Here is a 14206-nt window from a genome sequence, read left to right as displayed (position 1 = left end):
ACCCCGCCGGCAGAAAGAACCGTCATGAACAAGCTGTGCTATCGCATCGTCTTCAACAAACGCCGTGGTCTTTTGATGGCCGTCCAGGAAAACGCCAGCAGCCAGGGCAAGGGGCGTGGCCAGAGCGGCGCGGCATCGAGCGGCGGCGCCCGGCCCGGCCCGATGACGACGCGCGTGCGCGGCATGACCCTGGCGCTGCTCGGGGTGATGGGCGGTTCGGCGGCGATGATGCAGATGGCGGCGGCGCAGATCGTCGCGGACCCCAACGCGCCCGGCCGGCAGCAGGCCACGGTGTTGAACACGGCCAACGGCGTGTTGCAGGTCAACGTGCAGACGCCGAGCGCGGCCGGCGTGTCGCGCAACGTTTACAACCGCTTCGACGTGCCCAAGAGCGGCGCCGTGCTGAACAATTCGCGCGCGGCGGTGCAAAGCCAGCTGGGCGGCTGGATCGATGGCAATCCGTGGCTGGCGCAGGGCACGGCGCGCGTGATCCTGAACGAGGTCAATTCCAATAATCCGAGCCAGCTGCGCGGTTACATGGAAGTGGCCGGCAACCGCGCCGAACTGGTGATCGCCAATCCGGCGGGCATCGTGGTCGATGGCGCCGGCTTCATCAACGTCAGCCGGGCGACCTTGACCACCGGTACGCCGCTGATGAACGCGGCCGATGGCGGCCTCAACGGCTATTCCGTGCAGCGCGGCCTGATCAGCCTTGAGGGCAGCGGACTCGACGCCCGCCTGACCGACTACACGGCCTTGATCGCGCGCTCGGTGCAGTTGAACGCCGGCGTGTGGGCGCAGCAGCTGGAGGTGACGACTGGCGTCAACGAGGTGGCCCTGTCCACCGACGCCACCGGCGCGGTCACCACCACGCTGGCGCCCGGCGCCGGTGGCGGCGAGGCGCCGCGCTACGGCGTCGACACCGCACTGCTGGGCGGTATGTATGCCAACAAGATCACCTTGATCGGCACCGAGGCCGGCGTCGGCGTGCGCAACGCCGGCAGCATCGGCGCGGCCGCCGGCGAGCTGGTCGTGACCAGCGCCGGGCGGCTGGAAAACGCCGGCAGCCTCAGCGCCAGCAAGGCACTGCAGCTGAGCGCGCGCGGCGGTGTCGTCAACAGCGGCAAGGTGTATGGCGAGGCCGATGTCACCCTGGCCGGCGCGGACGCGATCGACAACAGCGGCACCGTCTTCGCGGCCGGCGCACTGGCGCTCGATACGCCGGCGGCCGTTTCCAACAGCGGTACGCTGAGCGGCCAGACCGGCGTGCGGCTGGCGGCCAACACGCTGACGAATCGTGGCACGCTCAGCAGCGATGCCCGGGCCGCGCTGTCGTTGCAAGGCGATATCGACAATAGTAGTGGACTTGTCCAGGCGCAGAGCGTAGCGCTGAGCAGCGCCGCCGGCGGCCTGGTCAACCAGTCCGGCAAGATTGTGCAGAGCGGGGCGGCACGGCTGGACATCGCTGCCGCGTTGCTGGACAACAGCGGCGGCGGCCAGGTGGGGGCGGCGCCAGCCGCCGCTGACGGGTCCTCTGGCCCGGTGCCTGGTAACGGCGGCGTCGACAGCGGCGCGGGCGGCGGCAATACCGGCAATCCAGCCAATGGCGCGGGCGCCGGCGGCGATGCCGGGACCGCGACCCCAGCACCGACGCCAACCACCAACACACCCGTAACCCCCGTGGCGCCAGCGCCGGTGCCGGACGGCTACCTGCGGATCGCCGGCGCCATCGCCAACCGCGCGGGCCAGATCATGTCCGGCGGCGACATCGGCGTTGCCGTCACCGCGCTGAACAACGCCGGCGGCCGCTTGAACCTGTCGTCGCTGGACGTCGACGGCGGCGCCTTCAGCAACAACGCCGGCCAATTGAGCGTACTCAACGATTTCCGCCTGCGCACCGGCGCGTTCGACAACCATGGCGGCAAGATTGTCGTCGGCGGCAATTTCACCGGCCGCTCGCTGGGCTTCGACAATGACGGCGGCCTGTTGTCGGCCGGCGCCAACCTGGCGCTGAACAGCGGCGCCATCAGCAACGTCGGCGGCAAGATCGTCGCGGCCGGCCGCGTCGCGCTCAACGCCGACGGCGCCGTCGCCAACCAGAATGGTTACATCCAGGCGTCCACCGGACTGGCTTTGACGGCCAGCGGCAAGCTCGACAACCGCGCCGGGGTGCTGGAAACCATCGCCGGCACGGCCACCATGGCGGTCGCGGCCAGTGATATCGACAACAGCAAAGGCCGCATCGCCAACGCGGGCGCCGGCGCGACCAGCGTCACCAGCAGCACCAATGTGCTCAACAGCGGTGTCATCGGCGCCAACGGCGCGCTGCTGCTGGCCGCGCAGACCGTGCGCAACGATGGCACGGTGCAGTCGGCCACCAGCATGGAACTGGCCATCCAGCGGCAGCTGGACAACAGCGGCGACATCAGCAGCGGTGGCAAGCTCGACTTCACCGAGGACGCGGCCACGCTGAACAACTCCGGCCGCATCGCCGCCGGCGACGACCTCACGGTCGCGGTGGCGCACGCCAATAACGCCGCCGGCCAGATCGGCACGGCGGCCGGTTCCGGCGCCGACGTCTCGCTGAGCGCGCAGGACATCGGCAATCGCGGCGGCAAGGTGATCGCCGATCGCCACCTCGACGTCACCGCCGGAAAAGGTGGCCTCGACAACTCTTCCGGCCTGATGTTGGCCGAGCGCGACGCCGCCATCACGGTGGCCGGCACGCTGCTCAACCAGAGCGGCGCGATCGAGGCCGCCGGCATGTTCAGCAAGCTGAGCGTGCAGGCCGGCGCCATCCGCAATACCGCGGGCCGCATCGTCAACGTCGGCCTGGGCGACACCGACATCAACGCCTCCAGCAGCATCGTCAGCAGTGGCCTGATCGCGGGCAACGGACAGGTGGAGATGAGCGCGCCGGTCATTGAGAACAGCGGCACGATGACCAGCGGCAGCGACTTGCGCGTTGCGGTGACCCGGGAATTGACCAACTATGGCTTGATCAATGGCGGCGCCAAGTTGGCGCTCCAGGGCGGGACGGCGCAGGTCATCAACTACGGCCAGGTTAGCGCGGCCGACGGCATGGTGGTGGTGGCGGACGGCCTCGTCAACCGGGGCTTGATCACGACCACCGGCACCCTCGTGCCCCAGATGTCATTATTGGGCGGCACCTTGGACAACGGCGGCGGGAAAATCATCGCCAGCGGCAGCGCCAGCTTGAACTTTACCGGCACAATCAACAACAATCTCGGCACCATGCAGGCCGGTTGGGAGATGCAGATCGGCGCCGGTGGCGCGCTGGACAACACCGGCGGCGTGATCGAAGTACTCGGCGCGCTCGGGAAACTGGACGTCAGCGCGCTGTCGATCGACAATACCGTCGGCCGCATCGTCAACGTCGGCGGCGGCGACACCAACGTCGCCGCCGCCACGAGTGTCTTCAACAGCGGTCTGATCGCCGGCAACGGCGCGTTGACCCTGAACGCGCAAACCCTCGACAACACTACCACCGGCGCTGTGACGTCGGGCCTGGACATGACGTTGGGCGTGAGCGACCGCCTGCAAAACGACGGCGCCATCCAAAGCAACGGCACGCTGGCCTTCAGCCGCGTGACGGCAGAATTGGTGAACACCGGACTCGTCAGCGCCAACGGCGACCTGCTGATCAAGGCCGGGCGGCTGAACAACGACGACGGCGACATCGCCACGGCGGCCAAGTCGGACGCCAACCTCACCATCGAGAGCGACAGCCTGAGCAACCAGCGCGGCCGCATCCTGTCGGACGGCGCCGGCGACATCGCCGTCAGCGGCGCGGCCGACAACCAGCACGGCGTGGTGCAGACCCGGCGCGACCTGGCACTGGGCGCCGGCGCCTTGCTCGACAACCGCAACGGCATCATCGAGACCTTGGCGGCCACCAGCGCGATGCACATCGGCGGCGGCGCCATCGATAACACCGACGGCCGCATCGTCAGCGCCGGCAACGGCGATTCAAGCGTGACCTCGGCATCGTATATCCAGAACAACAACCTGATCGCCGCCAACGGCAGCCTGAGCGTGTCCTCGCTGACCCTGGCCAACAACGCCGGCGGCGCCGTCTCCTCCGGCGCCGCGCTGCAACTGGCCGTGCGCGACAAACTCGACAACAACGGCATCATCAGCAGCGTCGGCGCCATGACCTCGACCCTGGCGACCGCCACCCTGACCAACGCCGCGCGCATCGTCGCCGGCGGTGAAATGCAGCTCGCCGCCGGCGTGCTGAACAACGATGGCGGCCAGATCGCCACGCTGAAACAGTCACAGGCGGACGTCGGCATCACGGCCGCCGCCGTCTCCAATCGTGGCGGCCTGATCCAAGCCGACCGCAACGCCATCTTCACGCTCACCGGCGCGCTGAACAACGCCCAGGGTGTGATCCAGGCGGTGCAGGACCTGCGAGTCAGCGCGGGCGGTGCCATCAATAACACCGCCGGCGTGCTGGAAGCGATCAGCGCCGGCAGCGTCATGCAGGTGCAGGCCGGCGCGATCGACAACACCGGCGGCCGCATCGTCAACGTCGGCACCGGCGACACCCATGTCGGCGCCGATGCCTTGCTGCTGAATGGCGGCCTGGTGGCCGGCAGCGGCAAGCTGGACGTCACCGCCGACACTTTGCGCAACACGGCCGGCGCGACCGTCTTCTCCGGCGGCGACATGACCCTGGGCGTGACGCGCGAGCTGCAAAATCTTGGCGCGATCAACAGCACCGGCACGCTGGATTCCACCGAGGTGACGGCGGCGGTTCAGAATAGCGGCACCATCATCTCCGGCGGCAAGGCGACCTTGAGCGCGGGCGCGTTCGACAACAATGGCGGCCAACTGGCGACGGTAAAAGGTTCCGGCAGCGATATCGCGCTGACCAGCGGCAGCCTGAGCAACCGCGACGGCGCCATCCTCGCCGACCACAGCGCGCAGCTCGCCGTGGCGGGCACGGCCGACAACACGCGCGGCACCATCCAGGCCAGGCAGGACATGGGGCTTGACGTGGGCGGCGTGCTCAACAATACGAGCGGCGTCATCGAAGCGATCGGCAGCGACAGCACCTTCAGCCTGGGCGCCGGCGCGATCGACAACACCGGCGGGCGCATCGTCAACGTCGGCACCAATGACACGTCGGTCTCCGCGCAGAACGGCATCGTCAACAGCGGCCTGATCGCCGGTAACGGCGATGTGAACCTGGTCGCCAATACCTTGCAGAACCAGGCCGGCGGCAATATCGTGTCCGGCGTCAACCTGGACATGGCGGTCGCGCAGCAGCTCGACAATCGTGGCACCATCAGCAGCGGCGGCACGCTCGACTTCAGCCGCGCCACCGCCGTGGTTAACAACCGGGGGCAGATCGTCTCGGCGGGTCAGGCGCACATCGCGGCCGGCGTGCTGAACAACGACGGCGGCCAGATCGCGACCCTGAACAACAGCGGCGCCGATATCCTGATCGACAGCCAGAGCATGAGCAACCAGGGCGGCAGCGTGCTGGCCAATGGCAGCGCCTTGCTCGACGTTACCGGCACCGTCAACAACACGGGCGGCACCATCCAGGCCCTGCGCACGCTCGACCTGTCGGCCGGCGGCCTGCTGAGCAACTCCGGCGGCGTGATCGAAACGGCCAGCGCGGCCAGCGTGTTCACGATCAGCGCCGGGGCCATCAACAACGGCAGCGGCCGCCTGGTCAACGTGGGTGGCGGGCTGACCTCGATCAGCGCCGTCGGCGCCATCACCAGCAACGGCATGATCGCCGGCAATGGCGATCTGATCCTGTCGGCGCGGACGGCGCAGAACGGCGCCGGCGGCACGGTCGCCGCCGGCGGCGACCTGACCCTGGCGGTGACGCAGCAGATGCAGAACATGGGGACGGTCAGCAGCGCCGGCACCCTGGAGTTCATGCAATGGGGTGCCAGCTTCAGCAACAGCGGGCAAATGATCTCCGGCGGCCGGGCCACCTTCAACGCGGCCAGCTTCAGCAACGACGGCGGGCAGATCGCCACGGCCGGCGCTTCCGGCGCCGACATCGAGGTCGATGCCGACGCCATCAGCAATCGTGGCGGCAAGATCCTGGCCAGCGGCGACGCCGATTTGACCAGCGGCGGCAGGTTCGATAACAGCGCAGGCAAGGTACAGGCGGGCGGCGACGTCGACATCGGCGCGACGGGGACGCTGGACAATACCGGCGGCGCCATCGAGGCCGGCGGCGCGGCCAGCAAGCTGGAGATCAAGGCAGGCGCGATCGACAGCACGGCGGGGCGTATCGTCAACGTCGGCACCGGGGACACCAATCTGGTCAGCGACAGCAGCATCGTCAACAGCGGCGTGCTGGCGGGTAACGGCGACCTCAATCTGAGCGCCAAGACCTTGACCAACAACACCGGCGGCGCCATCGGCGCCGGCAACAATCTGTTGCTGAAGGTCACCGAGCAACTGGACAACCACGCCGACATCACCAGCACCGGCACACTGGTGTTCGACCAATCCGCCGCCAATCTGAACAACAACGGCAAGATCGTCGCCGGCGACAAGGCCACGTTCGTGGCCAATGCCATCGTCAACGACGGCGGCCAGATCGCCACCGCCAAGGACAGCGGCGCCGAGCTGACGGTCACCGGCAAGAGCTTGAGCAATGTCGGCGGACAGATCTTGTCGGACGGCAAGGCGGTACTGGCCATCGACGGCGCGCTGACGAACACGCAGGGCACGCTGCACGCGGGCGGCGACCTGGAGATCAAGGCGACCGGCGCCCTGGGCAACGACGCCGGCGTCATCGAAGCGATCGGCGCGGCATCGGTCTTGACCTTGTCGGCGCAATCCATCGACAACGGCAGCGGCAAGATCATCAACATCGGCAGCGGCGACGCCACCATCACCAGCCTGGGCGTGATCGGCAACAACGGCACCATCGCCGGCAACGGCAACCTGGTGATCAAATCGACGACCTTGACCAGCGGCATCAACGGCAATATCGCCACCAGCAAGAACCTCGACCTGCAGGTGACGCAGCAACTGGACAACCAGGGCAAGATCAACAGCGCGGGCACGCTGACCTTCAACCAGGCCGCCGCCACCTTGAACAACAGCGGCTCCATCGTCTCGGCCGGCAACGCATTGATCGTCGCCAATGTCGTCAAGAACGACGGCGGCAATCTGGGAACGGCGACAGGCTCGCAAGGCGACCTGAATCTGACCACGAACCAGCTCAGCAACGAAGGCGGCCACATCACCACCGGCCGCGACCTGATCGTCGTCACGCACACGATGACGGGCAACGGCGAGCTGCAGGGCGGACGCGACCTGGCGCTGACGATGGATGGCGACTACACGCAAGGCAACGGCACGCAGCAGTTCCACTCGAACCGCGACCTGAGCCTGACGGTGACGGGCAACATCACCAACAACGCCACCTTTGAAGCGGTGCGCAACCTCACGCTGAGCGGCAACGCGGTCACCAACAATGCCGGCGCCGTGATTCAGGCGCAGGGCGTGGCGATCAAGGCTGCGGGCGACCTGAACAACGACGGCGAGATCAACGGCGAGACCGCGCTCGACATCGTCAGCGGCGGCACGGTCACCAACAACAACGCCATCGTCGGCGGCGATTTGACGATGACCGCGCAAAATCTCAATAACACGACGGCGACGTCGCTGGTGGGCGCGACCAATTCGATGATCCTGGGCGTGTCCGGGACGGTGAACAACACCGGCGGGGCGACCATCTACAGTTCCGGCAGCCTGGCCATCGTGGGCGCGTTGACGGGCGGGCAGACGGCCGTGGTCAATAATATTTCGTCAACCATCGAAGCGGCTGGCGATCTGGTGCTGAACGCGGGTACGCTGAACAACATTCGTGAGAACGTTTCGCTGGTCAAGGTGCAGACGGTCGACGAAACCAAGCAGATGCAGTTGCCCGAGTGGTATCACAACGGCGACAACCACAAGAATTTCGACCCGAACTCCGCCAACTATTTCCCGCACGAGGTGTACTTCGTCAATCCCGACGATATTATTGAGAACGCCACCTTTGTAGCGCCGGACGGCAATACCTACGGCCGCGCCGTGATACGTACGCACGCCAACGATTCGGCCTTCGTCGCCGGCGGAAGCGGTTTGTACAGCGCCTACGGCGCCAAGGCCCGTATATCGATGAGCGATGGCACACGCGAGCTGTTCTATCTGTACAGCTCCGACAACCAGGCCAATCCGGACCAGGGCGGCCCGCAGAGCAACGCCTACCAATATGTCGATCACGTCACCAGCTGGACCGATTCAGGGCCGACGTTCTCCAACCAGTATGGCAGTTGTGCCGCGAACTGCGTGCGCTTCGTGACCCAGCCGAATTACTACGATCCGACCACCATCATCAACCGCGAAAAGATACGGTCGCTGAAGTCCGAGGCCGGCAAACTGGAGCAATCGCGGGTGGCGCACCACGTGGCGATTGAAGATCAGATCTCCCCAACATCCGGTGCGTTGGCGCAGATTCTGTCCGGCGGCAATATGCACATGACCGTCGGCCAGTCGTTGATGAATCAGTACGGCAATATCATCGCCAACGGTGGCCTGGTCATCGACGGCGGCGCGGCCATCGTCAACGAAGGCGCCACGCTGTACCGTGCCCACACCTTCGACGGTACGTGGCGGACCTATGACGGCGATGTGACCGCCTACACCATGCCGACCTTGAACGAGGTGATCGGCACAGCGGCCGGCACGATCTCCGGCGGCAAAGGCGTTAGCATCACCGGACGCAGCTTCACCAACGTCGACGTCACCGCCGGCACGGCCGGCAACATCCTCGACAGCGTCAACGTCGTCGCCACCGGCAACAACATCGCCACCGCCGCCAGCCACGCCTCCGGCAGCGGCGGCAGCGGCGGCAACGCCTACGGACAGGTCGGTGGCAGCGGCGTCGGCAACCATGCCTCGGTCGGCGGCCTGAACGGCGCGAGCGGCTTGGTCAACAACGCCCTCGCCAACGGCCAGGCAGGCGCCAGCGGCACGGGCAACAACGCCCAAACCATGCTGGACACGAACGGCAGCGGTCTGGTCAACAATGCGGGCGATGCCAGCAGCGCCAACGGCAGCGGCGTCACCGGTGGCGCACGCGGCGCGGACCGCGTCAACGGCAGCGGCGCCAATGGCGGCGCGCTGGGCGACCTTACCACCGGGCGCGGCGCCGGGCAGACGCAGGGCGCCTCGCAAGTCGGCGGCAACGCCAACGCGGTCAAGGTCTCGCCCAATGGCTTGTCCACCATCAATCCAGATGCCAACGGCAGCTATGTGTTCGAAACCCGCTCGCAATTCGCCAACCACGGCAACTGGGTCAGCAGCGATTACCTGCTCAACCAGCTGGCGATGGACCCGTCGACCACCCAGAAACGCCTGGGCGACGGCTTCTACGAGCAAAAAATGGTGCGTGACCAGTTGATCGAGCTGACCGGCCGCGCGCCGGCCACCGGCGAGAGCGACGATAGCCGCTACAAGGCGCTGTTGACTAGCGGCGTCAGCTTCGCCCAGCAATTCAACCTGCGTCCCGGCATCGCGCTGACGGCCGATCAGATCAGCCATCTGACCAGTGACATCGTCTGGATGGAAACCGAAACCGTCATGCTGCCCGATGGCACCGTCGAGAAGGTGCTGGTTCCGAAGGTCTATCTGGCGCACGCCGGCAACGACGCCGTCAAACCTAGCGGCGCGCTCGTCACCGGCGCAGGCGTCAAGATCGACACCACGGACAGCATCGTCAACCGGGGCGGCCTGATCGACGGCGGCAACGGTCGTACTGTGCTGATCGCGGGGCAGGACATCGTCAACCAGGGCGGCTCCATCAAGGGCGGCGACGTCGGCTTGAAGGCCGAGCGCGACGTTATCAACCAATCGCTCAGCGTCAAGCAGGAGTATGCCAGCGTCAACACAAGCGGCAGCTACACGTCGCTGTCGAACCAGACCAGCATCACGGCCACGGGCGCGCTCGGCATCTCGGCCGGACGCGACGTCACCGACACCGGCGGCACCATTGTCGCCGCCAGCGCCGTCATCCAGGCAGGGCGCGACATCGCCTTCAACGCCATCCAGACCGGCAGCGCCTATGTCGCCGACGTCAACGGCAACCGGCAGAACGACAGCAGCATCACCAACAAGGTCGGCCAGATAAGCACCACCGGCGACCTGTCGCTCAAGGCGGGGCAGGACATCAAGCTGAGCGGCACGCAAGTGAATCTGGGCGCCACCGGCAACGGTACGATGGTGGCAGGGCGCGATATTTCCATCGCCGCGGTCGTCGACGAGGTCAAGACGCACCAGGAAAATGATCCGAAAAGCAAGAGCTACGACAAGATCATCCACGAAGACCAAACCGTCGTTGGCGCCACGGTTGCCGCAGGCGGCAACCTGACGATCAAGGCGGGCGACGCCGGCGCCGGTGGGCTGGCCATCGCCGGCAGCAACATCGCCGGCGGCGGCGACGTGTCGCTGGCGGCAAGCGGCGACGTCAGTATCACCCAGGTACAGGAAAACCACCTGTCCGACGTGGCCTTCCACCGCGAATCGAAGAGCACTTTCAAGAAGAGCAGCGACACGACGGCCGACTACAGCAGCGTGAGCAATGTGATCGGCGGCAACGTCAGCGGTGGCTCGGTCTCGGTCAAATCGGGCAATGACATCGTCATCGGCGGCAGCCAGCTGACGGCGGAGAACGCCTTGACCTTGAACGCCGGGCGCGACCTGCTGGTGTCGAGCGCCGCGCAGACGGGCAGCGAGAACCACAGTGCCGAACACAAGAAGAGCGGTTTCTCGCTCGACATCACCGAAGGCGTCGGCTACACCAAGAGCCAGGATAACAAGACCGGCAGCAGCAACACGGTCACGCAGGTGGGCAGCGTGCTCAGCGGCGGCAGCGTGAGCGCGACCAGCGGTCGCGACACCATCATCACCGGCAGCACGGTGGTGGCCGACAAGGACATCGTCATCGACGCCAAGCGCGACCTGAGCATCGTCAGCGCCGAGAACAGCGTCGACAGCGAATCGGCCAGCAGCAGCAAGAAATCCGGCTCTATAGGAACGCGCTTCCAGGCGGCGGTGGGCACCGTCAAGACCACCAACGACGGCACGGCCGAGAGCGTGACGCAGGTGGGCAGCCAGATCGCCAGCCTTAGCGGCAATGTGACGTTGAAGGCGGGCGGGCAGTACACGCAGACGTCGAGCAATGTCGCCTCACCTACCGGTGACATCAGCATTGTCGCGAAGGATGTGTTGATCTCAGGTGCGACGAATATCAACGACAGCACAGACCACTCGACCTATAGCAAGACCGCGATCGGCGGCACTGTTACGGTCCCGATCGTTGAGGCGGCCAAGGGCGTAAGTGGCATGGTCAAGGCAGCGCAGGGCGTCGGCGACAGCCGCATGCAGGCGTTAGCTGCGCTGACCGCGGCTGGCGCGGTGTCAGGCATGTCGAGCTCGCTGGCCGCCATCAAGGATGGTGGTCTTCGGGTGAGTATTAGCTTGGGGAATTCGAAGAGCGAAAACAATGTGGTGAGGACCAGCGAGACGGCTGTCGGCTCCACAATTATCGCGGGGGGTAACGTCAGTATTAAGGCTACCGGGGGCGGTACTGACAGCAATCTGACAGCCATTGGTAGCGACATCAAGGCGGGCGGGGATGTGTCGCTATCTGCGGACAACGATGTCAATCTGTTGGCTGCGGAAAATACGGTCAGCCAGCATAGCACTAATAAGTCCAGTGGCGCGAGCATTGGCATCGGTTTTGGCATTGGAGGCGCGTCAAACGGCTTCACCATCGACCTTGCCGTTAGTCAGGCGCGCGGCAAGGCTGATGGCGATGATATCGGCTACACCAACTCGCACGTCAACGCGGGCAAAAAGGTAACGGTGACTAGCGGCGGCGATACCACCTTGAAAGGTGGCGTAATCTCGGGCGACAGCGTGGTGGCTCAGATTGGTGGAGACCTCAATATCGAAAGCCTGCAGGACAGTAGCAAGTTTGACAGTAAGCAAAGCAGTTCCGGCTTGAACGCTAGTCTTTGTATTCCTCCGTTCTGCTATGGTGTAAGTACCGTGGGTGGCAATATCGGAAAATCGAAGGTCAACGGCGATTTCCTCTCCGTGCTGGAACAAAGCGGTATTAAGTCTGGCGCGGGTGGTTTCCAGGTGACGGTCGCCGGCAATACCGACCTCAAGGGCGGCGTGCTGAGTAGTAGCCAGGTAGCGGTTGATCTGGATAAAAATACTTTGACGACGGGAAGTCTGACCGCCAGCGACCTGCAGAATAAGGATACGTATAGTGCTAGCGGCTACTCGTTCTCTGGTTCTTACAGCACCAAGCTTGGAGACCAGAGCTCTTTGCCAGATAATTTAACCGAGGCGCAAAAGAAGGCGGCCAGCGCAGATGGCAAAGCCGGGGTTAGTTCCGGGGTCGGCAGCGCCAGTGGCAGTCAGGGGAGCACAACTTTCAGCGGCATCAGCGCCGGCGCGATTACGATCACCAATGGCGCGCAGCAGTTCGCTTTGACCGGACAGGATGCAGTTGGAGTTGTCGCTGGCATCGCGCGCGGTGTTACTGCTGAAAACAGTGTGGGAAACACCGGCGCGCTGACTCAAGCATGGGACGGACAGAAGCTGATGGAGGAGATGAAATCGCAGGTTGCGATTACCCAGGCGGCCAGTTCCCTTGCTACTTCTGTCGTGAGTAGCTATGTTGATGGCAAGAGAACCGCGCTGCAAGAGCAAGTCAAAAACGCTACGGGTGCTGATAAGGTTCAGCTTCAAGAACAGCTCAATGACCTCTTCACGCAAGAGAAGGTGATGAATGTGCTGATTGGCGCGGTCACAGGCAACGCGGGCTCGGCGCTGACTAAGGAAGGGTTGTCGGCTGCGGCGAATACGATGCGCCAATTGATGGTTGAGGATTCAGGGAAATTTGCTGGTATCACTGATGGCAAGACGGAATTCGATAATTTGACTGGCCCTAGCGATGGTGTGCGAGGGGACGGTCAAAAAGTTGGGGGCACGCGTGTGGATTTGGATCTGATTTGTGGGGCCAGCAATGAGCGCTGCATGACCTTGCAGGGGCCAGACGGCAAAGCTGTTTTGGATGCCGCTGGCCGGACTCAACTCCTGCTTAATGCGCAAGGACAAGTTCAGTTTGACGAGAAAACGGTCGGAATGTCACTTTCAGCGTTTATGAATACCGAGGAGGGGAAAAAAGCTGCTGGTCCGACAGGTGGTGTTCAGGGTATGGTGGGAACTCTGTTTGGGAAAGCCTATGCACCAGGAAGTTGGCAGGATCAGCTTATCGAGACTTTTTCGGGTAGCCATGATTATATAGGCGGAAAGGCCAGCGGCTTATATGACGAGGAAGGGAACATATCGAGGGGAATGTCCCCCACGGTGCGTACCACTTACGATACCTGGGCTGCGGTAGCAATTCCGGTTGCGTCGCCATTCGCAGCAGCGGAACTCCTTCCTCCCGAGGTTTGGCGCGCAATTTCTGTGTTTATAGGTGCATTAAAATGAAGATGAATGTTTATGTGATCCTGTTGGTCCTTTCTCTCACCGGCGGCTGTTCCAGTGGTTTTGGGTTTGTTCCAATGAATTTGGAACCGGTCAAAGCGACCTTGGAATATTGGGAGAAGCCAGGCATGACGAGTGAAAGCCGTTTGGTAGAGAGTGCGCAATGCGGCGGAGGTTATACCCTTCATACTGGCTTTCGCCCGGAAACTATCAGGGCAGCTCAACGTGAAGGGGAAACTGAGCGCGATACCGATTTCCGTCTATTTCACGATTGGCAGCGTTGTATGCTTAAGAAGGGGTATCGCTCTACACAGCAGTGTTATGACAACGAAATTTCCAGAGCGATGCCGTCTTGTGGGGCGCCGTAGTTCTGGGCCTTGAACTGCCCGCTCCCCCAGAGTTTGCAATGTGGACAAAAATTCGACATCTGAGGAAGTTGTTAAGAAGGCGATGTTGGCATGTGGTTATCCTAATGCTGGAGGATTTTCCGGAGTTCGCTCTACAATTCAGGAGCATGCTCGTGCTCAGCAATGCATGGTTAAGTCGGGCTTTCGCCATAAAGACGGCTCCCCGGGTATTTGCTCCTTGCCAAATATTCTAGATCTAAAGGAATGTCAGTAGGGGTGTGTTCTTAATTTAGTTGTGTCTT

General features: G+C 64.0%; 2 protein-coding genes. Both read left to right on the top strand.

Annotation, left to right across the window (positions count from 1 at the left end; genetic code table 11):
* Positions 1 to 24 precede the first annotated feature (24 nt).
* On the top strand, positions 25 to 13560 hold the full coding sequence (locus NHH88_20110) for a hemagglutinin repeat-containing protein (protein USX11997.1): 13536 nt from the start codon (positions 25 to 27) through the stop codon (positions 13558 to 13560).
* Complete coding sequence (locus NHH88_20105; protein ID USX11996.1) at positions 13557 to 13925, top strand: hypothetical protein; 369 nt, start codon at positions 13557 to 13559, stop codon at positions 13923 to 13925. The genes NHH88_20110 and NHH88_20105 overlap by 4 nt, the downstream gene beginning before the upstream one ends.
* Positions 13926 to 14206 lie beyond the last annotated feature (281 nt).

Source organism: Oxalobacteraceae bacterium OTU3CAMAD1, from assembly GCA_024123915.1.
Classification (GTDB): domain Bacteria; phylum Pseudomonadota; class Gammaproteobacteria; order Burkholderiales; family Burkholderiaceae_D; genus Rugamonas.
Note: the sequence above shows the minus strand (reverse complement) of the source record. Positions and strands in the feature narration are given on the sequence as shown.